This window comes from Pectobacterium sp. 1950-15 (genome assembly GCF_037136835.1).
Lineage (GTDB): Bacteria > Pseudomonadota > Gammaproteobacteria > Enterobacterales > Enterobacteriaceae > Pectobacterium.
In genome coordinates this window covers 107,065-129,863 of sequence record NZ_JBBBQR010000008.1, presented here as the reverse complement: position 1 = coordinate 129,863, position 22,799 = coordinate 107,065, and the positions used below count along the sequence as shown (strand labels likewise).

Below are 22,799 nucleotides of genomic sequence, written 5' to 3'. Positions count from 1 at the left end.
TTAACGTGGCTGCTGTATGAGCAGCCTACTTATAATCGAACAGAATCGGGTTCATTCAACCCAGAGAAAACCCTGCATACAAGGTAATGCCGATCACTTCAGCACGAATTTACTCGCCCAGTTCCTGTGCTCGCCCTGACGGGCTGCCACAAGTGGCATTTAAAATGCGTTTGCATTTTATAAGGGGAAACACGGTGATGAAGTTCCCGTAGGAATGCCTCACACCGTGGTAGCCCCCGGTATCTCGATCTTGAAACGACCGACATTATGCATACAGCGTGCCGAATAACCTTAACTGCCGACATCGGCTAAATCGTGGAGAAATTGAGGAGAAAATGTAAATTATCGTCGGCTAGGCCTGAGCGAACGCGATCACCTGCTCGGTAAACGCATCGGGATGCGAGATAAACGGCGCATGCGCGGCTTTTGGTATCACCACCGAGGTCGAGTTCGGCCACTGCGCATCCAGCAACCCAGCGACCTTGCGCGGCACCAGCCCGTCCAAAGCACCATAGAGCCGCAGGAGCGGCACGGCCAGGTCGGCTAACGGCTGGCGTAAGTCGGCTTCGCGCAAGATGTCCAGCCCGCCGTTTAGTACTTCAACTGACGGCATTGGCTGTTCCAGCACCACGCTTTTCAATAGTCGGGCATCCTGCCGTGCGCTCTCCGTTCCCAGCGTTTGCAGCGCCAGAAACCGCTCAACCGTACGCTGGAAATCTTCACTGAGCTGCTGCTGAAACCCCTGCAAGACGTCTGGCTTGATACCCGGCCAGCCGTCCTGTGCGCTGAAACAAGGGGATGACGCCACGGTAATCAGCTTGTCTACCCGCTCAGGGGCGCACTGCGCAATCTGGCTGGCAACCAGTCCACCCAGCGACCACCCTAGCCAGACGGCACGTTCCGGTGCCTGCGCCAGCACGATGTTCGCCATGTCACTCAGCGACATTGCCCCAAATCCCTGACTTCTGCCATAGCCGGGCAGATCGACCAGATGCAGACGAAAATGCGGGGCGAGTCGCGCAATAATGCTTTGCCATACCTGTGCATTCAATCCCCACCCGTGCAACAACACAAGATCCGTATTTCCTGCGTCTTCGGTCTGCCAATACAACGCTGCCATCAGTTATCTTCCTTCCTCAGGACACCCCTTCGCGTTTGCGTGGGGTCAATATATTTCAGGGAAAACGATCGTTAAGGAAAACAATGTTAACCATCTCCGCACGCTGCTGGCTATGCTTATTGCCGCTTCATCACGGCCAGCAGGGGATTTGCTCATACTGCCAGCGACACTTGCCGCGCTTGCCCACCTGCTGTCCGCGCTGTGGCTTGCCCTCCGGCGACACAACGCGTCAGTGCGGGCGCTGCCTGCAAAACCCGCCTCCCTGGCAATCCATCACCTTTATCAGCGACTACGTGCCGCCGCTTAACACGCTGCTGAAACAGTTTAAGTTCCACGGTAAAACCGAGCTGGCAGCGGTGCTCGCCCGGCAGCTATTACTGCGCTGGCTGACGTCCTATCGCGAGAGAAAGCTCACCGGGCAGGTTCTCCTGTTCCGCCCTGACCGCCTGTTCACCGTTCCCCTGCACCGGAACCGCCAGTGGCGCAGGGGTTTCAACCAGACCGAGCTGCTCGCCCGTCCTCTCGCGCGCTGGTTGAACTGTGCTTACGAGCCCCGCGGGTTGCAGCGCACCCGCCGCACACCGCTACAGCAAACGCTCAGCGCCAGCGCGCGGCGGCGCAACCTGCGGGGCGCATTCTCGTGTGATATCTCGCTGTCCGGGCAGCAGGTGGTTTTGCTGGATGATGTGGTCACGACGGGCAGTACCGCCGCCGAAATCAGCAGGCTGCTGCTGGCTCAAGGTGCGGCGGGCGTTCAGGTCTGGTGTTTGTGCCGAACCTTGTAGTCGGGGGGAGGATGGGCGTATTATAACCGATAAGTGCAGTCAACTATCGAGCTTACTATTATGATCCGTATTACCGATGCTGCTCAGGAGCATTTCCTGAAACTGTTGGCAAAACAGGAAGAAGGCACACAGATTCGCGTATTTGTTATCAATCCAGGTACGCCAAACGCCGAGTGCGGCGTCTCGTATTGCCCGCCGGATGCCGTAGAAGCCAGCGATACCGTACTGAAGTTTGAAAAGATTTCCGCTTACGTAGACGAACTCAGCGCACCTTATCTGGAAGACGCTGAAATCGACTTCGTAACCGACCAGTTAGGTTCTCAGCTCACGCTGAAAGCGCCAAATGCTAAAATGCGTAAAGTGGACGACAGCGCCCCGCTGATGGAACGCGTTGAGTACGTGCTGCAATCGCAGATCAACCCACAGCTGGCTGGTCACGGCGGCCGCGTAACGCTGATGGAAATTACCGATGACGGCATGGCGATTCTGCAATTTGGCGGTGGCTGTAACGGCTGTTCGATGGTCGACTACACACTGAAAGAAGGGATCGAGAAAGAGCTGCTGGAAAAATTCCCTGAGCTGAAAGGCGTGAGAGATCTCACCGAGCACCAGCGCGGCGAACACTCCTACTATTAATCCCCTCTTCTGCTGATTTATCCTTCTGCTTCCTCCCCGACTCAGGGGAGGAAGCGTATTCGCTCTGCCTTAGGCTTTCTGCGTTTTCATCGGTGCGCCACGACGCAAATCCATATCCCGAACCAGCCGTTCAAGGCAGCGATCGGCGAAGATCGACTCCAGCGGACGCGTGAGTTTGCGCCGCCAGTTGGGGTATTCGCGATTGGTACCCGGCACATTGACCGGTGTCGCCATGTCCAGCCAGTCTTCCAGTTGGAACCCCACCAGAGCACTTGCACTATCGGCGACATAGCGATGAACGCCACGACTCAGCGGTGCGCCCATTGTCGTCAGCGCCGAGTTGCGGCCAACCCGCTGCGGCAACAGCCCGAATTCGTGCAACGCGTTGAGCAGCCCCTGTTTCGCTTTCTCACGCTGCTGCATTTGTTCTTGCAGTAACGCTTCCGTTGGGTACAGCCCCAGTTCCCGCCCCAGCGATAAATCCACGGTTTGCCAGTAGCCGCGCAGCGTCGGGAGATCGTGCGTCGTAATGGTTGTCATTGCCTGACGCGGGTAGTCTTCCGGTGCGCGGAAATGGTTCTCCTCGTCCTTTTCAAAGAACAGCACTTTGTAAGAATAGATACCGTAGTCATGCAGTTTGCTGATAATTTCCGGCGGCACCGTGCCCAAATCCTCACCGATAATCAGGCAGCGATGGCGCTGGCTTTCCAGCGCCAGCACCGCCAGCAGATCGTCGACCGGATAATGCACATAAGCCCCGCTGCCCGCCGACTCCGCCTTGGGTATCCACCACAGACGCAAGAGCGCCATCACGTGATCGATACGCAGCGCACCACAATGCGCCATGTTGCTGCGCAAGACATCGATAAACGGTTGATAGCCACGCAGCTGCATCATCGTGGGGTTCATCGGCGCGAGCTGCCAGTCTTGTCCCTGTGGTCCAAGCGGATCCGGCGGCGCACCGATAGAGGCATCAAGGCAATAGAGCTGCCGTTCATCCCAGGTTTCCGCACCGCCCTGTGCGACCCCAACGGCTAAATCGCGATACAGACCGAGCGGCAGGCCAAGCTGTTTACTGTGTGCATAGCACTCCGCGAGTTGCTCATGCGCCACCCATTGCAGCCAGCTGTAGAACGTAATCTCATCGCTGTTTTCACGGCGGAATGACTTCACAGTTTCACTGTGCACGTCATGGTAACGGGCTGGCCATTGGTGCCAGTCCGCGTAGTTCTCGCCCTGCTTTTTCAGGTAGGCCTGCAACGCATCAAACGTCGCCTGAAGTTGCAGGCTCTGCCCGCCGCTGACGACAAACTGGCGAAAAGCGCTGATACGCGGGTCCAGCGCGCTGCGGGTCGTAAAGTAACGGAAAGCCAGCCGTAAGGCAGCCAGCTTAAGCGCCGTCACCGGTTCATAATCGACCCAGCGCCCCGCCCGTAACGCTGCAACCGCACTTTGCGTATCCTCACGGTGCCACCATGCCTGCGCTTCCTCGCTCTGCTGAAAATCATCAATACGGTTCACATCAATATAAATGATGTTCAGCCAGTGTCGGGAGGAAGGACTGTAAGGGCTTGCGGCCTCTGGCAGCGCGGGATACAGCGAATGGAGCGGGTTCAGCCCCACAAAGGCACCGCCGCGCCGGGCAATCTGTTCCACCAGATGGCGCAGGTCGCCAAAATCCCCGACGCCCCAGTTGTTCTGCGAGCGCAAGGTATAAAGCTGGACGGTCACGCCCCACCAACGTTTTCCCTGCTGTAAGGCTTCAGGCTCATAGCAGCGGTGCGGCGCAACAATAATCCGGCAGCTCCAGCGCTGATCGGCCTGCGTCAGCGTCAGGTAGTGGTAACCCAGCGGCAGCACGCCCGGCAGAGCCAACGTTGAGCCGCCCGTGATCTGTCCTTGAATTTGACCGCCGTTTTCATACATCAGCGTCCAGAGGAATTCACCGTGACCAGCAAGCTCAATGACCGCGTCCCGGCCCTGCAAAAAGACACGAACAGGCGGCAAGGGCGCATTGCCGCTGTCAGAAACGTCCATCATTGCCTGAATCTGGTTTCTGATTGCGGCCGCAACAATGTGCTCTTTGCCATAGGCATCGGTATAGCTTTCCGCGATGCCTGTCTGCTGGCTTGCCAGTTTATCCACCTTGAACACCCTCTCCTTTTCCTAACGATGCGCCTGCCAAATGCGCGTCTGGTAATCATGAATCGCCCTGTCCGAACTGAACATCCCCATTCTGGCGGTATTCAACACACAGCGGCGCGTCCATTCATCCGGCTCACGGTAAAGCGCATCAACACGCTGCTGCACCTCGCAATACGGTGCAAAATCGGCCATTAACATATAGGGATCGCCCAGCTTCAGCAGGCTATCTAGCAGCGGGGAAAACGCATTTTTATCCCCCTGACTGAACGCGCCACTCGCGAGCTCATTCAGCACTTCACGCAGCAGCGGCGTCACGGCAAGGTAGTCAGACGGCTCATAGCCCTGCGCCTGTAGCGCTTTTACCTGTTCGACGGTGTGACCAAAAATGAACAGATTGTCTTCACCGACCTGCTGTGCCATTTCCACATTCGCCCCGTCCAGCGTGCCGACGGTCAACGCACCGTTCAGCGCCAGCTTCATGTTACCCGTGCCGGACGCTTCTTTACCTGCGGTTGAAATCTGCTCAGACACATCCGCGGCAGGAATCATCCGTTCGGCCAGCGATACGCGATAGTCCGGCGGGAAGACGACCTTCAGGCGATCGTTAACGCGGCGATCCTGATTAATGACCGTAGCGACCCGGTTAATGGCATAAATGATGTTTTTCGCTAATACATAGCCCGGCGCCGCTTTGGCACCGAACAAAAAGACGTGCGGCACTATATCCAGATGCGGATTGTCACGCAATTGACGATATAGCGCGAGAATATGCAGCAGATTCAAATGTTGGCGTTTGTATTCATGCAATCGCTTGATTTGCACGTCAAACAGCGCCTGAGGATCGATCACGATGTCGTACTGCTGGCGCAGGTAGGTTGCCAACTGCGTTTTATTATCAGCTTTGATTTGTCGATAACGCTCACGAAAACCAGCATCGTCAGCATAGGGTTCCAGCCCTTGCAGCGCGGGCAGATCATTCACCCACGGCGTATGCAGCGTGTCGTCAATCAGCGCGGACAGCGCCGGGTTACACTGTTTTAGCCAGCGGCGTGGCGTAATCCCGTTGGTGACGTTATGGAATTTGGTCGGCCACAGCTGATGGTATTCAGGGAACAGATCTTTCACCACCAGTTCCGAGTGCAGCGCCGCCACGCCGTTGACCGCAAAGCAACTGACGACGCACAGGTTTGCCATACGAATCTGACGCTGGTGGCGGATGGCGAGCTTCGCCCACACCTGCCGATCGCCGGGCCACGTGTCCTCAACCAGCGCCTTAAACTGCGTATCAATTTGCCGGATGATAGACAGATGGCGAGGGAGCAGGCGACCAAACAGCCGTTCGTCCCAGCGCTCAAGCGCTTCCGGCATCAGCGTATGGTTGGTATAGGCAAAGGTACGTCCGGTTATCGACCAGGCGTCATCCCACGGTATCTGATGTTCATCCAGCAGCAGACGCATCAGTTCAGGGATCGCCAGCGTCGGGTGGGTATCGTTAAGCTGGATGACTTCATAATCCGGCAACGCGGACAGCGCGCGCCCCGCCTTAAGATGCCGACGCAGAATGTCGGCTACCGAACAGGCGCAGTGGAAATACTGCTGCATCAGGCGCAGGCGTTTGCCCGCCGCATGATTGTCATTCGGATACAGCACGCTGGTCAGGCTGCTGGCGGAAATTCCCGCCTGAGCCGCGCGCAGATAGTGCCCTTCGTTGAATAACGTCAAATCAAACGGATCGCGATGCGTCGCGCGCCACAGACGTAGCGGCTGTGCGGCGCCGTTGTGATAGCCAATCACCGGCAGGTCACAGGCCTCACCTCTGAAAACGGTATCCGGCAACCAGCGCAGGGTGCCGTCCGTCTGGGGTTGCAGACGCCCGCCAAACCCGACATCCACCGCCAGCTCCGCGCGCGGTACAAACCACGGATAGGCGTCATGCTGCCAGTCATCGGCGGTTTCCTGCTGCTTTTCTTGTGCAAAGTGCTGACGGAACAGGCCATACTGATAGTTGAGGCCGTACCCCGTGGCGGGCTGTCCCACCGTTGCCATCGAATCCAGAAAGCAGGACGCCAGCCGACCTAATCCGCCGTTGCCTAAACCCGGATCGGTTTCCTGCTCCAGAATATCGCTCAGGTTCAGCCCCTGCTCGGCGAGCACGGCGGCTACCGCGTCATACCAGCCCAAATTCAGCAGGTTGTTGCCCGTCAGACGACCAGGCAGAAACTCCATCGACAGGTAGTTCACATGGCGCTGAGGCGTATTGGCAGCAGGAGACGTTGGCGAAGCGGAGTGCATCAGCAGTTGTTCAGACAGCGCAAGGCTGACGGCGCGCCAGCACTGCACTGGCGTCATCGCTTTCAGAGACGCGACGCCACCGAGACGCTGCTGGCGGCGCAGCGCGGCGATAAATTCTGAGGCATCAAAGGCGATAGCAGGATGGGCGGAGGAAACGGGCTGCGTTAAAGCCTCTGGCTTTTTTGCAGCCGCTGAACGTTTTGACGATCCGGATACTTTTGCAGAACCCGACTTTCTTGAAGAATCTGACATCGTGCCTCCTCCTTTGTCCATCATGGAAAAGGCACATCGGGTTCAACACAACTCCAACTGTACCTTATGTTGTTCAATGATTTTCAGTACGCTGGGTGGTGGTGACTGATCGGTAAAAAGATAGTCGATCAAATCCATGTTACCCAAATTCACCATCGCATTACGGCCAAATTTGGAATGATCCGTCACCAGCATGACGCAGCGAGAGTTTTCAATAATCGCCCGTTTTGTGCGCACTTCATGGTAATCAAACTCCAGTAATGACCCATCCATGTCAATACCACTGATACCCAAAATGCCGAAATCCAGACGGAACTGAGAGATAAAATCCAGCGTCGCCTCGCCCATGATACCGCCATCACGGGTACGCACTTCGCCACCGGCCAAAATCAGGCGAAAATCCTCTTTTGCCGTCAGCAGCGTTGCCACGTTCAGGTTATTGGTAACCACACGCAGATCCTTGTGCTGCATCAGCGCATAGGCCACCGCTTCGGGCGTGGTGCCGATATCGATAAACAAGGTGGCACCGTCTGGAATCTGGCTCGCCACTCGACGGGCAATGCGCGCTTTTTCGTCCGACCACATCATTTTACGGTCATGGTAGGCCGTATTCACTGAACTGGACGGCAAGGCCGCACCGCCGTGGTGGCGATGGATTTTATTCTGCTCGGCCAGATCGTTCAGATCGCGACGGATGGTCTGCGGGCTCACCGCAAAATGATCCACCAGTTCTTCAGTACTGACATACCCCTGCCGACGCACCAGTTCAATAATGGCGTCATGCCGTTGTGTCTGCTTCACATTTATCCCCTAAGACGCCCCGGTTTACCGGGGGTTTGTTTTATTATACGTGTCCCAAAAGGCCATCAATAGCCCGACAATCAGCCCAGCCACATGCGCCGCATTGGCGATCGACATGCCTAAAATATCGAAATATCCGGCGACCAGCCACAGTAAAGCGAAGGCCATCAAACTGCGCGGCATAGATAAGTAGCCGTCAGGCTCCCTTTCCCCTCGCAGCCAGACATAGCCCATCAGGGCATAAACTACGCCAGACAGGCCGCCAAAATACGTGCCGCTAAACCAGGACTGCGCCCAGCCGCTGACCAGCGCGGAAACCAGCGTGATGACCAGCAACTTGCCGGTCCCCAACACTTTTTCAACCGGTCCCCCCAAATACCACCACCACATCAGATTGAACAAAATGTGCAGCAGGGAAAAGTGCAACAAAGCATGACTGAACCAGCGCCACAGCTGTAGCTGCTGCCCCTCAGCCGGGAATGCCAGCCACGTCATCACGCTCTCATAGCCTGAAATCTGCATCAGGATAAACACCGCAATCGTCACGACCATCACGGATAGCGTCAGCGGCCCGGCCTTTTGTTTCAGCGTTTGCAGGTAAGAGTAGCGTTGGTATTGAATACCGGTGTCCATCGATCCGGTTTGCCAACTGGCCGCCAGATAACGCGGATTCGTCGGGTCACGCAGAAAAATCTCCAGCGCTTCCTGAACCTTACCCAGTTGGGTTTCATCCTCCAGCCACAGCTCAGCTTCATGCCCCTGAGGCCGCATCTCCAGATGGACCTGCTGCGTACGCATGTAATCAACAAATGCCTGAGCCAGACGCGGGTTGGAGAGAGCAATAACGCGAATCATCATAGCGGGAAGCGCCAGTGGGTGGATTGAGTTAGGAACATGATAATAAAAATTCTGTCATCGTCATGCGATCAGGCTTGCGCCTGCGTGTCTTGCGGGTAACGATTCTGCCAGGCTTCAAAGCCACCATCGATACTGTACACCGAATCGAACCCTAGGCTAATCAGGTACTGTGCCGCATTGCGGCTGCTAATGCCGTGGTAGCAAATCACCATGACCGGTGCTTCAAAGTCAGCGCCGCGTACAAAGTCAGAGAGCGTCTCGTTGGTCAGGTGCGTCGCGCCGGGAACATGGGCCGCGGCAAAACTCTGTGGATCGCGAATATCAACGACAACGCCCCCTTCCTGCCAGCGGGAATGGGCTTGCTCAATACTAATAGCTTCAAATTGTTCCATCGAAAGTGACAACCTTGTTAATAATGGACAGGATGTTAGTAACAACTGGCGTCATTGTAACCCGCCTTCAGCGGCATAAAACCTATATGATTATAAGGTTATTTATAAAAACAGTGCTTCACTAACGTGAAGCGTGACGACAAAACAGCATAATCCCAGCCCAATACCCCTTATTTTAATGTGACAATTATCATCATATTGTTAGCTCCATCACGCATAAATGTTTTTATTTGGTTAACCATTGGCTGATTTGTTTGTTTTCGATTATCATAATGCTCGAAAACGAACATTTTGATTTATTCGAGGGTGGAGGAAGAAACGTGGAAACCAAAGATCTAATCGTTATCGGCGGCGGAATTAACGGTGCAGGCATCGCCGCAGATGCGGCTGGGCGAGGGTTATCAGTCCTGTTGTTGGAAGCGCAGGATCTTGCCTGTGCCACGTCCTCCGCCAGCTCCAAGCTGATTCACGGCGGCCTGCGCTACCTTGAGCACTATGAGTTTCGTTTGGTCAGCGAAGCGCTGTCTGAGCGCGAAACGCTGCTGAAAATGGCCCCGCACATCATTTTCCCGATGCGCTTTCGTTTGCCCCATCAGCCGCACCTGCGTCCGGCCTGGATGATTCGTATCGGTCTGTTCATGTACGACAACATTGGTAAACGCGTCAGCCTGCCTGCCAGTAAGGGACTGAAATTCGGAGCAGATTCCGTGCTGAAGCCTGAACTGAAGCAGGGCTTTGAATATTCGGACTGCTGGGTGGACGATGCGCGTCTGGTGGTGTTAAACGCGCAGGAAGTGACAAAACGCGGCGGCGAAGTCCGTACCCGCACCAAAGTCACCCGCGCTCGCCGTGAGCAAGGCGTGTGGATTGTGGATGCGGTTGATTCACTGACTGGCGAAACCTTCACCTGGCGCGCCAAAGGTCTGGTGAACGCCACCGGCCCGTGGGTGAAAGAATTCTTTGATGACGGCCTGCAGTTGAAATCACCTTACGGCATCCGTTTGATCAAAGGCAGCCACATCGTGGTGCCAAAAGTCCATAGCCAGCCGCAGGCGTACATTCTGCAAAACAAAGATCACCGTATTGTCTTCGTGATCCCGTGGCAGGATGACTACTCGATCATCGGCACCACCGACGTGGAATACAAAGGCAATCCGCACGATGTGAAGATCGATGATAACGAAGTCGCCTATCTGCTGGATGTGTATAACGATCATTTCAAACAGCAACTGACGCGTGACGACATCGTCTGGACCTACTCCGGCGTGCGTCCGCTCTGCGATGACGAGTCCGATTCTCCGCAGGCGATTACCCGTGATTACACACTGTCCGTCGATGATGATAACGGTCAGGCTCCGCTGCTTTCCGTATTTGGCGGCAAGCTGACAACATATCGTAAGCTGGCAGAACACGCGCTGGACAAGCTGCACAAATACTATCCGCAAGCGGGTAAAGCCTGGACGAAAGAAGCAGTTCTGCCGGGTGGTGATATCGCAGGCACACGTGATGACTATGCCGCCGCGCTGCGTCGCCGCTTCAACCTGCCGGAATCACTGACGCGCCGTTACAGCCGTACCTACGGTTCAAACAGCGAACTGATTCTGACAAACGTGAAAGGCCTCGGCGATCTGGGTGAAGATTTCGGTCATGACCTGTATGAAGCGGAATTGCGCTATCTGGTTGAGAAAGAATGGGCCGTCACGCTGGACGACGTCATCTGGCGCCGCACCAAACTGGGCATGCGACTGAATGACGCGCAGAAACAACGCATCAGCGACTGGTTAGCCAACCACCGCCAACAGCAACTGGCAAAAGCGGGTTAATTAGCGGTTACCGCAAGCGCCTTTTACTGCCGCAAATACAAAAGCGCCGTAGGCAAAAACCTACGGCGCTTTTTCATATCACCAGCACGCAATCACAACCGTATCGGTTTAATATTCCAGATATCTTCTGCATATTCACCGATGGTGCGGTCAGACGAGAAATAGCCCATGTTGGCAATATTCTGGACGGCACAGCGCGCCCATTCGTCCTTGTTCTCATACAGTTCATCCACCCGATCCTGCGTATCCACATAGCTGCGATAGTCCGCCAGAAGCTGGTAGTAATCGCCAAAATTCACCAGTGAATCAAACAGATCGCTGTAGCGTCGGCTGTCATCAGGGCTGAAGACACCTGTAGTAATTTGCGTCAGCACGCGGTGCAGCTCTTCATCCTGATCGTAATATTGCCGTGGGTTGTAGCCGTTCTGACGCAGCGCTTCGACCTGATCGGCCGTGTTGCCGAAGATGAACATATTCTCTTCGCCAATATGTTCCAGCATTTCAACATTCGCCCCATCCAGCGTGCCGATCGTCAGCGCACCGTTCAGGGCAAACTTCATATTGCTGGTTCCGGAGGCTTCCGTACCCGCCAGCGAGATCTGTTCAGAGAGATCCGCCGCTGGGATGATTATCTGTGCCAGACTCACGCTGTAGTTCGGGATGAAGACCACTTTCAGCCGATCGCGCACGATCGGATCGTTGTTGATCACCTTCGCGACGTCGTTAATCAAGTTAATAATGTGCTTCGCCATATAATAGGCTGATGCGGCTTTACCCGCAAAAATGACGACACGCGGCACACGCTCGACCTCGGGGTCATCCTTAATGCGGTTATAGAGTGTGATGACGTGCAACACGTTCAGCAGTTGCCGCTTGTATTCGTGAATACGCTTAATCTGCACATCAAAGAGCGATTCAGGATTAACCACAATATTCAGTGTTTCCGCCATATAGGTCGCTAAACGCACCTTATTATTCAGCTTCACCTTACGAATTTTCTGCACAAACGCCGGATAATCGATGTGCTGTTTCAATTCGCTCAACTGACTCAGATCGGTGCGCCAGTTGTGGCCTATGGTGTCGTCCAGCAGTTTGGAGAGCCCCGGGTTAGCCAATCCCAACCAACGACGTGGTGTTACACCATTGGTTTTATTGCAGAATCGATTAGGGAAAAGACGGGCAAAATCGGCAAACAGAGACTGCACCATCAGATCCGAGTGCAGCTCCGATACCCCATTGACCTTATGGCTGGCGACCACAGCCAGCCACGCCATACGGACTTTACGCCCGTGGTTTTCATCAATAATGGACACCCGTGCCAGCAGATCGTTGTCATTGGGAACTTCTTTCTGAACGTATTCCAGAAAATGTTCGTTAATTTCAAAAATCAATTGCAGATGGCGCGGCAGGATTTTACCCAGCATGTCGACAGGCCAGGTTTCCAGCGCTTCCTGCATCAGCGTGTGGTTGGTGTAGGAAAAGACTTTCTTCACTACCGTCCATGCTTCTATCCACTTGAATTTGTGTTCATCAATCAACAGACGCATCAGTTCAGGGATCGCCAGCACCGGGTGCGTATCGTTCAGGTGGATGGCAAACTTCTCAGCCAGATTGTTGTATGTCTTATGCATCATCCAGTGACGGTTCAGGATGTCCTGTACCGTAGCGGAAACCAGAAAGTATTCCTGACGCAGACGCAGCTCGCGGCCAGAATAGGTGGAATCATCGGGATACAGCACGCGCGACACGTTTTCTGAGTGGTTTTTATCCTCTACCGCCGCAAAATAGTCGCCCTGATTGAATTTACCCAGATTGATTTCGTTACTGGCCTGCGCGCCCCACAGACGCAGTGTATTGGTGGCATCGGTATCGAAACCGGGAATAATTTGGTCGTAAGCACAGGCAATAACCTCTTCCGTTTCCAGCCAGCGCACTTTTTTGCCTTCTTGCTGAATACGGCCACCAAAGCGCACTTTGTAGCGCGTACTGTGGCGCGGGAACTCCCACGCATTACCGTATTCCAGCCAGTAGTCCGGCGATTCTGCCTGCCTGCCGTTAACAATGTTCTGCTTAAACATACCGTATTCATAGCGAATACCGTAACCTCGCCCCGGCAACGCCATCGTCGCCAACGAATCCAGGAAGCAGGCCGCCAGACGCCCCAGACCACCGTTGCCTAAGCCGGGATCATTTTCTTCTCGCAATAAATCGTCTAGCTCCAACCCCATGCCGTCCAGCGCCGCTTTCAGATCGTCATACAATCCCATCGCCAGCAGTGCGTTCGACAACGTCCGCCCCAGCAAAAATTCCATCGACAGGTAATAGACCTGCCGCACATCCTGCGATAGCTGTGCGCGATTCGAACGCAGCCAGCGTTCCACCATCCTGTCACGCACGGCCAGCAACGTGGCGTTTAACCAGTCATGCTTATTCGCAATGGAAGGATCCTTCCCCACACTAAACATGAGCTTGTAAGCAATAGAGTGTTTCAGCGCTTCGACACTGATCGTTGGTGAAGTATAGATAAACGGAGAGTTCATAATATTCATTCCCAAGTGAGTGTTACCCTACCCTGTCTTTTTCAGATTGCACGAAGATGACGTGCCATCAGATCACTAGTGGGTATACAAGCGTTGGTATAGCGCACCATAAGCCTGAGCAGAGACCTGCCAACCAAAATCCATCGCCATCGCCTGACGCTGCACATATCGCCATAGCGTAGGTCTGGACCACAACACAAACACACGACGAATCGCGCGGGACAGCGATCCCACGCTGCAATCGTTAAATACAAACCCGCTTGCCAGACCATCCGCCAGATTCTCCAGCGAACAATCTGCTACCGTATCCGCCAGACCGCCAGTTCGGCGCACCAGCGGCAACGTGCCATATTTCAGGCCATAGAGCTGAGTTAACCCGCACGGTTCAAACCGGCTGGGCACCATGATGACATCCGCCCCGCCAATAATGCGGTGCGAGAAGGCCTCGTGATAGCCAATTTGTACGCCAACCTGGCCGTTATATTCTGCCGCCGCGGCCAAAAAGCCTTCCTGTAAATCCGCATCCCCTGCCCCCAGCACCACCAGTTGCCCGCCCTGCTCCAGCAGATCCGGCACGACGCTTAACGCGATATCGAGCCCTTTCTGGCTGGTCAGGCGGCTAACGATGGCGAAAATGGGCGCCTTTTCATCCACCGTCAGCCCCATCGCCGTTTGCAAACGCCGTTTGTTTTCGGCTTTATTCGCTAACGTCTCGCGGCTGTAGTGGCTGGTGAGTAAAGGATCATTCGCCGGATTCCAAATCGTTTCGTCTACGCCATTGAGGATACCGGATAACCGCCCTTCTTCTTCGCGCGTTTTCAGCAAGCCTTCCATACCGTAGCCATAAGCCGGCAGCGTAATCTCGTGCGCATAGGTTGGGCTCACGGTCGTAATATGGTCAGCGTAGTACAGCCCTGCCTTGAGATAAGAAATCTGGCCGTAAAACTCCAGCCCGTATACCTGAAAGAACTCGCTCGGCAACTGGAGAGTCGGCATATGCCGAGCATCGAACAACCCCTGATAGGCCAGGTTATGAACGGTAAAGACCGATTTCGCCGGGCGGTTGCGTGCCGCCAGATAGGCGCAGGTCAGCCCGGCGTGCCAGTCGTGAGCGTGGACAACATCAGGCAGCCAGTAGCGATCCAGCCCGCACGCCATTTCACACCCCATCCACCCCAGCAGCGCGAACCGCAGGTAGTTGTCGGCATACGCATACAATGCCGGATCGTGATAAGGGCTACCCGCACGCTCATACAGTTCAGGCACATCAATCAAATAAATACCGACGTCATTAAAATGGCCAAACAGCAGTGTGACGTGCCCGGCGAAGGTATCCAGCTCACGCACGACCTGTAGATTGGCGACGCCTTTTTTCAGATCGGGGAAGGCAGGCAGGATGACACGGACATCCATCCCCGCCGCAATCTGCGCGCCGGGCAACGCACCAGCCACATCCGCCAGTCCACCGGTTTTCAACAGTGGAAAGAGCTCTGAACAAACATGTAAGACCCGCATTATTACTCCCGTTTTGTTCCGATGGTGTTTACAGCTTTTCCAACATCGATCGCGTGACCAGCACGATCCCCTCTTCCGAACGGTAAAAACGGCGGCTATCCTCTTCCGCGTTTTCACCGATCACCATGCCTTCCGGCAAGTGGCAGGCGCGATCAATCACGCAACGGCGTAAACGACAGGAGCGCCCTACGTTGACATCCGGCAAAATTACCGTCGAATCGATACTGCAAAATGAATTAACCCGCACGCGCGGGAACAACACCGAATGCGTGACGACAGAGCCGGAGACGATGCAGCCTCCCGATACCAGCGAGTTCATCGTCATGCCATGGCTGCCGGAACGGTCCTGAACAAATTTGGCTGGCGGCAGCGATTCAATCGCGGAACGAATTGGCCAGTGCCGATCGTACACATCCAGCTCCGGCGTGACGGATGCCAGATCGAGATTGGCGCGCCAGTAGGCTTCCAACGTACCGACATCCCGCCAATACTGGTGTTCATCTTCACCCGATGTGACGCACGACAGGGTGAAAGGGTGCGCCCAGGCCAGACGCTGCGAGACGATCTTCGGGATCAGGTCCTGCCCGAAATCGTGGTTAGAGTCCGGCACATTACGATCCGCTTCCAGTAATTGATAAAGATAGTCCGCATTAAAAACATAGATCCCCATACTCGCGAGCGCCATGTCGGGGTTATCCGGCATCGGCGTCGGGTTATCCGGCTTTTCGGAAAAATCGAGAATACGGTGCTGTTTGTCCACGCTCATGACACCAAAGGCGCTAGCTTCTTCCAGCGGCACGGGCAGGCAGGCGACGGTACATTCCGCCCCCTTCTCTACGTGATCGATGAGCATACGTGAGTAGTCCATCTTGTAGATGTGATCGCCCGCGAGGATTACCACATACTCCGCACGGTAGCGCCGAATGATGTCGAGATTCTGACACACCGCGTCCGCCGTTCCCCGATACCAGTGATCGGTAGAATGGCGCTGCTGCGCGGGAAGCAAATCGATAAATTCGTTCATTTCCGCATTCAGAAATGACCAGCCGCGCTGAATATGCTGCACCAGCGTATGTGACTGATATTGGGTAATCACACCAATACGTCGGATACCAGAATTCAGACAGTTAGAAAGCGCGAAATCAATAATCCGAAATTTGCCACCAAAGTGAACGGCGGGCTTGGCACGTAATGCCGTCAGCCCTTTCAGTCGCGTTCCACGGCCTCCGGCCAAAATTAATGCCACGGATTTTAAAGGGAGCTGTCTTGCCAACATCAGAGGGTCATGCTTGTCGTTATTTACCATGGCTATCTCCTGATTATTCTTTTAATGGCTTGCGCTTAGGCCGTCTGTTTTATCAAGACGCCTACCGCCTGCGCTTGTCCGTGCCAAATTCCCCCCTCGGGCGGGTTCGTTTCATCAAACGGCGGTGAAACCTGCCAGTGGCCTTCTGGCAAAATGAACGCACCGGTATGCAGGCTGGCGTTAAACAGCACAAGCCAGCGACCGGACAGTAATATCTGGAGCTGATGTTCCCCTTGCTCCCATTGCTGCGGCGTCAAAGGCTGCCCTTCTCGGTTCAGCCACTGCACTGCGCCGTCCCCTTCTTGCCACCACGTCTCCTGCTGTAATGCAGGGATCGCGCGGCGCAGTTGGATCAATCCGGCGACAAACTTGCGCAGTTCGCGGTTCGCGTTTTCCCAGTGCAGCCAGGTCAATTCGTTATCCTGACAGTAGGCGTTGTTGTTGCCCTGCTGGCTGTGCCCCAGTTCATCGCCCGCCAGCAGCATGGGAGTTCCCTGTGACAGAATCAGCGTCGTCAGCAGCGCCTTCTGGCTGGCCAGCCGACGCTGGAGGATGTCGTCGTCCGCTTCCAAACCTTCCGTGCCATGGTTATTACTGAAGTTACTGTCGGTGCCGTCGCGGTTGCCCTCACCGTTGGCATCGTTGTGCTTGTGGTTAAAACTCACGACATCGCGCAGCGTAAAGCCGTCATGAGCCGTCAGTTTGTTGACGGAGGCGTAAGGCAGGCGGTCACGCTGCTGGAAGATGTCGCTAGAGGCAGCAAAACGGCGGGCGAACGCGCCAAGGGAAATGTCACCATGCAGCCAAAAACGGCGCATGTCGTCACGGTAGCGGTCGCTCCACTCCGCGAAGGACGTTGGAAACTGGCCTAACTGATAACCGCCATGCCCGATGTCCCACGGTTCGGCAATCAGCTTGCAGCCCTGTAATCGGCTATCATTTTTCATGGCGGATAGCAGCGGCGCGGCGGCGGTGAAATCCGGGGTACGCCCCAGCACCGTTGCCAAATCGAAGCGAAAACCGTCAACGTGGCAGACTTCGCGCCAGAAGTGCAGGCAGTCCATCACCCAATCAATGACCGCCGGATGATTCAGGCGCAGCACATTGCCGCAGCCGGTCCAGTTATGGTATTCACCGTTTTCACTCAGCCAGTAATAACTGCGGTTATCGATACCGCGCTGGCACAGCGTGGGGCCTTCGACGTCCAGTTCAGCGCTGTGGTTGAACACCACATCCAGAATGACTTCGATACCCGCGTGATGCAGCGCTTTCACCGCATCCCGAAACTCATTCAACGCATCGTCACCCGCGGCCAAACTGTTATCGACGGCGAAGGGCAGCAGCACGTTATAGCCCCAATAGTTACGCAGCCCCAGTTGCTGAAGCCGGGGCTCATCGGCATGTTGCTGCACCGGGAGCAGCTCCAGCGCCGTGATGCCCAGCGACGTCAGATAGTCAATCATCACCGGATGGCCTAACGCCGCATAGCTACCGCGAATATCTTCGGGGATATCAGGGTGCAGTTGCGTCAGCCCGCGGACATGCGCCTCATAAATCACCGTCTGACTCCAGGGCGTTTGCGGATGTTGGTCGCCCTGCCAGTCGTACTCTTCCGTAGTAACCACGCACTTCGCCATGATGTCGGCGCTATCGCGTTCATCCCGCTGGTCAATGCCGCCTTGCAGGGAATCATCATCCACCACCCAGCCGTCAAGCTGGCGCGCGTAGGGATCCAATAGCAGTTTATTCGGGTTGAAGCGCACCCCCTGAGACGGTTCAAACGGCCCATCAACCCGGAAACCATAGCGTAGCCCCGGCTGTGCAGCGGGAAGGTAACCGTGCCAAATATCGCCGCTGCGTGCAGTCAGCTCAATGCGCTGTTCCTGCTGGCGTTCATCAAAGACACACAGCTCGACCCGCTCGGCATCCGCCGAAAACAGCGCGAAATTCACACCCTGTCCATCAAAACTGGCTCCCAGCGGCGTCGGCTTACCCGTCAGTAATTCCGACATTCACGCCTCCTTCACCAGATACAGCGTGGCAAGCGGCGGAATGGTCAGCACAAGAGAATGCTGGCGCTGATGGCTGCCCCGTTCCTCGCTGTAAATCGTTCCGACATTGCCCAGGTTGCTGCCGTTGTAATAGCCAGAATCCGTATTGATCGCTTCTCGCCAGCCGCCGGGCTGGTTGATACCGATGCGATAGCCATAGCGTGGAACTGGCGTAAAGTTGCTGACGACCAGCACTTCGTTACCTTGCTCATCACGCCGGACAAAGGCAAAGACCGAGTTTTCCCGGTCATCCACCACCAGCCATTCAAAGCCCTGCGGCTGAAAATCCAACTGATACAGCGGCGGCTGCTGGCGATAGTAATGGTTGAGATCGCGCACCAGCATCTGCACGCCGCGGTGCCAGCCTTCCGGCTCATCCAGCAGGTGCCAGTCCAGACTGGCGTCGTGGTTCCATTCACGCCCTTGTGCAAATTCGCCGCCCATAAACAGCAGCTTTTTGCCGGGATACGCCCACATAAAGCCGTAATACGCGCGTAAATTGGCAAACTTCTGCCAGACATCGCCGGGCATGCGATCCAGTAGCGAGCGCTTACCGTGTACCACTTCATCGTGAGACAGCGGCAGCACGAAGTTCTCGCTATAAGCGTAAAGCATGCCGAATGTCAGCAAATCGTGATGGTATTTGCGGTGAACCGGATCGTGCTGCATATAGGCCAGCGTGTCGTGCATCCAGCCCATATTCCACTTGTAGTGAAATCCTAAACCGTTGCAGTCCGGCGGCAGCGTGACGCCCGGATAATCGGTAGACTCTTCGGCAAGCGTGATCGCCGCAGGCGCAGCATGGCCCAGCATGTGGTTGGTGTAGCGCAGAAACGCAATCGCTTCGAGGTTCTCTTTACCGCCGTAATGGTTCGGTACCCACTCGCCTTCACTGCGGCTGTAGTCGCGGTAAATCATGGAAGCCACGGCGTCCACCCGCAGGCCGTCGATGCCATAGCGCTCCATCCAGAACAGCGCATTGCCCGCCAGATAGTTACGCACCTCATGGCGGCCATAGTTATAAATCAGCGTGTTCCAGTCCTGATGATAGCCTTCGCGAGGATCGGCGTATTCATACAGCGCGGTGCCGTCAAACTGCGCCAGACCGTATTCATCGCCGGGAAAATGCCCCGGCACCCAGTCCAGCAGGACGTTAATGCCCGCCCCATGGAGCGCATCAACAAAGGCTCTGAACTCCGACGCGGTGCCGAAACGGCGCGTTGGCGCATACAGCCCCAGCGGTTGATAACCCCAACTGCCATCGAACGGGTGTTCGTTAATCGGCATCAGCTCCACGTGCGTGAAGCCCATGTACTGCACATAATCAATCAGCTGATTCGCCAGTTCTTCATAGCTCAGCCAGAAATGGTTATCCGTATGCCGCCGCCAGGAACCAAGGTGAACTTCATAAATGGAGATCGGTGAGCGTAGGCCGTTCGCTTCACGTCGGGCATCACTGGTCGGGACTTTCTCAGGCAGCGGCGTAATCAGCGAGGCGGTATCCGGGCGCATCTGTGCTTCAAACGCATACGGATCGGCCTTCAACCGGACGTTCCCATGGCTGTCGATCATTTCATATTTGTAGAGCTGCCCCGCTTTCACATCGGGCAGAAACAGTTCCCAAATACCGTTTTCCTGTCGCAGCCGCATCGGATGACGTCGACCATCCCAGAAGTTGAACTGCCCCACGACTGAAACGCGCTGGGCATTCGGCGCCCAAACGGCAAAACGCGTGCCTTCAACACCATCCAGCGTTTCCAGATGTGCGCCTAGCCGCTCGTAAGGCCGCAGGTGGGTGCCTTCAGCCAAAAGCCAAATATCCATATCCTGCAACAGCGGGCCAAAACGGTAAGGATCTTCAATGACCCAGGTTTCTTCCCCCCAGGTCACGGCCAATTGGTAACGAAAGGCATTTTTCCGGCGCGGCACTACACCACAAAAAAAACCGCGTTCATCTATACGTCCCAGCTCGACGAGTTTTCGCCCATTGTTGGCATCAACCACCCAAGCTGCCTGCGCATCCGGCAGCAGTGCCCGAACCTCAAGGCCTTTAGAAGAATGATGCATACCTAACAGCGAAAACGGGTCAGCATAGTGCCCGGAAATAAGTAAATTAATCGCCTCAGAAAACGCTGGCATGGTATCCATCCTCTGATTAACCATTTGAATTAAATAAATAAGTAATATTAAAAACGCATTACGTTGCGCTTATATTCTCCCGTTACTTATTTTTAACAAAAAGGCAATGAAATTAACGGGTTATTAGCTTGCTAATGAATAGCGGCGATAGGTAAAAATAATGAATACTATGAAAGAGTTCTTGAACCACGCCCCCTAATTCAGCGTAGTCAAAGAATGGGGAAATATCAGAGAATTAATGAAATTTTTCCGTTTATATTTATATGAATAAGTTATGACACAGGACAATTAGCATCTTTTGTTTAATATCGATTCGTTCATAAGGAAAAAGCAGTACAATTTAGCTGATTTCGTGTAAAGAGAGCCCGTCTATGGTTAGCCAGATTGATCTGATTCTTTCCCTGTTACAGCAGATGTGTGTTTATCTGGTTATCGCCTATTTGCTCAGTAAGACCCCGCTGTTCATCCCGCTAATGCAGGTCACCATTCGCCTGCCGCACAAGCTGGTGTGCTATCTGGTTTTTTCTGTGTTTTGCATTATGGGAACCTATTTCGGCCTGCATATAGACGATTCGATTGCCAATACCCGCGCGACGGGCGCCGTGCTCGGCGGCATGCTGGGCGGCCCTTCCGTCGGCTTTCTCGTCGGGTTAACGGGCGGATTACACCGCTATTCGATGGGCGGCATGACCGCGCTGGCCTGTATGCTGTCGACGATCGCCGAAGGCCTGCTCGGCGGGCTGTTACACCGCTATCTGGCACGCCGTAACCGTATCGATTTGCTCTTTAAACCCCTCGTCGTCGGCCTGACCGCACTGGTGGCAGAGATACTGCAAATGGCGATAATCCTGCTGGTCGCGCGTCCGTTTGATAACGCCGCAGAGCTGGTGAGGGATATTGCGCTGCCGATGATGATCACCAATACCATCGGTTCCGCCATGTTTATGCGCATTTTGCTCGACAGACGCGCCATTTTTGAAAAATACACTTCTGCGTTTTCCGCCAAGGCGCTGCAAATCGCCGCCCGCGCCGAAGGGGCGCTGCGTCAGGGATTCAACCCACAAAACAGTATGCGCGTTGCTCGCATTTTGTATGAAGAACTGGGGGTCGGTGCCGTGGCGATTACCGATCGCGACAAATTACTGGCGTTTATTGGGCTGGGCGATGACCACCACAACGTCGGCGCGCCTATCACCTCATCACACACGCGCCGGGCGATAGACAACAATCAGGTGGTGTACGCCGACGGCAACGAGGTGTCTTACACTTGTTCGGTTTCATCACACTGCAAGCTGGGCTCCACGCTGGTGATCCCGCTGCGTGGCGAAGATCAGCGCGTTGTCGGCACGATCAAGCTTTATGAGCCCAAGAATAAGCTGTTTTCCAGCATTAACCGCACGCTGGGAGAGGGGATCGCCCACTTGCTTTCCGCGCAGATTCTGACAGGCCGTTTTGAACAGCAGAAACAGCTGCTGGCCCAGTCGGAAATCAAGCTGCTGCACGCGCAGGTCAACCCGCATTTTCTGTTCAACGCGCTGAATACGCTGTCCGCCGTGATACGGCGCGATCCTGCTCACGCCCGTCAGTTAGTGCTGTCTCTGTCGACGTTTTTCCGTAAAAACCTCAAGCGCAGCAACGATGAGGTGTCGCTCAATGACGAACTGGAGCACGTTAACGCCTATCTCGAAATCGAGAAAGCGCGCTTTGCCGATCATCTGACGGTAGACATTTCTCTGCCGGAAGCGCTGCGTGAGGCGCGATTACCCGCGTTTTCCCTGCAACCCATCGTCGAAAATGCGATTAAGCACGGTATCTCACAGATGATTGAAAGCGGGCACATCCACATCAGCGGACGCCTGCACGCCAACACCCTGGAGCTGTCAGTGGAAGATAATGCTGGCACCTATCAGCCCCGCAGCGGTGGCGATGGATTAGGCATGAATTTGGTCGATCGCCGTATCAAAGCACGCTACGGCAACCGCTATGGCATTACGGTGGTCAGCGAAGCGGATAAATTTACCCGGGTCGAAGTACGCGTCCCGCTGATTTCCCCCCGTCAGGCATTGGAACGGCTGGATAGCGTGGCATGATAGGGTGGATAAACAGATCAAGTGCCAGAATAAAATCAGGCAAATGAAAACTAC

At 55.0% G+C, this 22,799-nt stretch carries 15 protein-coding genes; 4 read left to right on the top strand and 11 right to left on the bottom strand.

Translation table 11 applies throughout. The annotated features are described in order from the left end of the window. Nucleotides 1–352: 352 nt before the first annotated feature. Nucleotides 353–1,120, bottom strand: a complete 768-nt coding sequence (bioH, locus tag WCT94_RS11200) for a pimeloyl-ACP methyl ester esterase BioH (RefSeq protein WP_336869621.1) — start codon at nucleotides 1,118–1,120, stop codon at nucleotides 353–355. An 83-nt stretch (nucleotides 1,121–1,203) separates the two neighbouring features. On the opposite strand from bioH, the gene gntX reads away from it, so the two are divergent. Together gntX and nfuA are read left to right on the top strand one after the other, a co-directional pair. Then, a complete protein-coding gene (gene gntX / locus WCT94_RS11195; RefSeq protein WP_336869620.1) occupies nucleotides 1,204–1,905 on the top strand; it encodes a DNA utilization protein GntX in 702 nt (233 codons plus the stop codon). 60 nt (nucleotides 1,906–1,965) lie between these two features. Further along, entirely contained in the window at nucleotides 1,966–2,541 is a 576-nt protein-coding gene (gene nfuA / locus WCT94_RS11190; RefSeq protein WP_015842023.1) for a Fe-S biogenesis protein NfuA, read from the top strand. Between the two features lie 69 nt (nucleotides 2,542–2,610). Here the strand turns inward: nfuA and malQ are convergent, their stop codons facing one another. From malQ to glpE, 5 genes are all read right to left on the bottom strand, one after another. Further along, nucleotides 2,611–4,695, bottom strand: a complete 2,085-nt coding sequence (gene malQ, locus WCT94_RS11185) for a 4-alpha-glucanotransferase (protein WP_336869619.1) — start codon at nucleotides 4,693–4,695, stop codon at nucleotides 2,611–2,613. A 12-nt stretch (nucleotides 4,696–4,707) separates the two neighbouring features. Continuing rightward, entirely contained in the window at nucleotides 4,708–7,230 is a 2,523-nt protein-coding gene (malP, locus tag WCT94_RS11180) for a maltodextrin phosphorylase (RefSeq protein ID WP_336869618.1), read from the bottom strand. Between the two features lie 42 nt (nucleotides 7,231–7,272). Then, nucleotides 7,273–8,031 carry a DeoR/GlpR family transcriptional regulator gene (locus tag WCT94_RS11175; protein WP_005969330.1) on the bottom strand — a complete coding sequence of 253 codons (759 nt, stop codon included), beginning with the start codon at nucleotides 8,029–8,031 and terminating at the stop codon, nucleotides 7,273–7,275. Nucleotides 8,032–8,055: 24 nt separating this feature from the next. Next, entirely contained in the window at nucleotides 8,056–8,889 is an 834-nt protein-coding gene (glpG, locus tag WCT94_RS11170; protein WP_319849902.1) for a rhomboid family intramembrane serine protease GlpG, read from the bottom strand. 68 nt (nucleotides 8,890–8,957) lie between these two features. Continuing rightward, complete coding sequence (gene glpE, locus WCT94_RS11165) at nucleotides 8,958–9,281, bottom strand: thiosulfate sulfurtransferase GlpE (RefSeq protein ID WP_015842027.1); 324 nt, start codon at nucleotides 9,279–9,281, stop codon at nucleotides 8,958–8,960. A gap of 320 nt (nucleotides 9,282–9,601) precedes the next feature. Here glpE and glpD point away from each other — a divergent pair, with 320 nt between their 5' ends. Continuing rightward, complete coding sequence (glpD, locus tag WCT94_RS11160; protein WP_336869617.1) at nucleotides 9,602–11,104, top strand: glycerol-3-phosphate dehydrogenase; 1,503 nt, start codon at nucleotides 9,602–9,604, stop codon at nucleotides 11,102–11,104. A 92-nt stretch (nucleotides 11,105–11,196) separates the two neighbouring features. On the opposite strand, the gene glgP is transcribed toward glpD, so the two are convergent. The 5 genes from glgP to glgB form a co-directional block, all read right to left on the bottom strand. Further along, nucleotides 11,197–13,644 carry a glycogen phosphorylase gene (glgP, locus tag WCT94_RS11155; protein ID WP_336869616.1) on the bottom strand — a complete coding sequence of 816 codons (2,448 nt, stop codon included), beginning with the start codon at nucleotides 13,642–13,644 and terminating at the stop codon, nucleotides 11,197–11,199. A gap of 75 nt (nucleotides 13,645–13,719) precedes the next feature. Beyond that, the gene (gene glgA, locus WCT94_RS11150) at nucleotides 13,720–15,159 is read right to left on the bottom strand and encodes a glycogen synthase GlgA (protein ID WP_336846087.1); all 1,440 of its coding nucleotides are present in this window, start codon (nucleotides 15,157–15,159) and stop codon (nucleotides 13,720–13,722) included. Between the two features lie 28 nt (nucleotides 15,160–15,187). Next, nucleotides 15,188–16,465, bottom strand: coding sequence for a glucose-1-phosphate adenylyltransferase (glgC, locus tag WCT94_RS11145; protein WP_336869615.1), 1,278 nt, complete (start codon nucleotides 16,463–16,465; stop codon nucleotides 15,188–15,190). 35 nt (nucleotides 16,466–16,500) lie between these two features. Continuing rightward, nucleotides 16,501–18,477: a glycogen debranching protein GlgX gene (gene glgX, locus WCT94_RS11140; protein WP_336869614.1), complete on the bottom strand. Its 1,977-nt coding sequence runs from the start codon at nucleotides 18,475–18,477 to the stop codon at nucleotides 16,501–16,503. Continuing rightward, nucleotides 18,478–20,655, bottom strand: a complete 2,178-nt coding sequence (glgB, locus tag WCT94_RS11135; RefSeq protein WP_336869613.1) for a 1,4-alpha-glucan branching enzyme — start codon at nucleotides 20,653–20,655, stop codon at nucleotides 18,478–18,480. Nucleotides 20,656–21,026: 371 nt separating this feature from the next. Here glgB and WCT94_RS11130 point away from each other — a divergent pair, with 371 nt between their 5' ends. Then, nucleotides 21,027–22,745, top strand: a complete 1,719-nt coding sequence (locus tag WCT94_RS11130) for a sensor histidine kinase (RefSeq protein WP_336869612.1) — start codon at nucleotides 21,027–21,029, stop codon at nucleotides 22,743–22,745. Nucleotides 22,746–22,799 lie beyond the last annotated feature (54 nt).

What these genes read in the sequence shown, in the direction of transcription:
- glgP (WP_336869616.1), bottom strand. Translation starts at nt 13,644, where the DNA reads ATGAACTCTCCGTTTATCTATACTTCACCAACGATCAGTGTCGAAGCG.
- glpE (WP_015842027.1), bottom strand. Translation starts at nt 9,281, where the DNA reads ATGGAACAATTTGAAGCTATTAGTATTGAGCAAGCCCATTCCCGCTGG.
- bioH (WP_336869621.1), bottom strand. Translation starts at nt 1,120, where the DNA reads ATGGCAGCGTTGTATTGGCAGACCGAAGACGCAGGAAATACGGATCTT.
- gntX (WP_336869620.1), top strand. Translation starts at nt 1,204, where the DNA reads ATGTTAACCATCTCCGCACGCTGCTGGCTATGCTTATTGCCGCTTCAT.
- glgB (WP_336869613.1), bottom strand. Translation starts at nt 20,655, where the DNA reads ATGCCAGCGTTTTCTGAGGCGATTAATTTACTTATTTCCGGGCACTAT.
- malP (WP_336869618.1), bottom strand. Translation starts at nt 7,230, where the DNA reads ATGTCAGATTCTTCAAGAAAGTCGGGTTCTGCAAAAGTATCCGGATCG.
- glgX (WP_336869614.1), bottom strand. Translation starts at nt 18,477, where the DNA reads ATGTCGGAATTACTGACGGGTAAGCCGACGCCGCTGGGAGCCAGTTTT.
- WCT94_RS11130 (WP_336869612.1), top strand. Translation starts at nt 21,027, where the DNA reads ATGGTTAGCCAGATTGATCTGATTCTTTCCCTGTTACAGCAGATGTGT.
- glpG (WP_319849902.1), bottom strand. Translation starts at nt 8,889, where the DNA reads ATGATGATTCGCGTTATTGCTCTCTCCAACCCGCGTCTGGCTCAGGCA.
- glgC (WP_336869615.1), bottom strand. Translation starts at nt 16,465, where the DNA reads ATGGTAAATAACGACAAGCATGACCCTCTGATGTTGGCAAGACAGCTC.
- nfuA (WP_015842023.1), top strand. Translation starts at nt 1,966, where the DNA reads ATGATCCGTATTACCGATGCTGCTCAGGAGCATTTCCTGAAACTGTTG.
- glgA (WP_336846087.1), bottom strand. Translation starts at nt 15,159, where the DNA reads ATGCGGGTCTTACATGTTTGTTCAGAGCTCTTTCCACTGTTGAAAACC.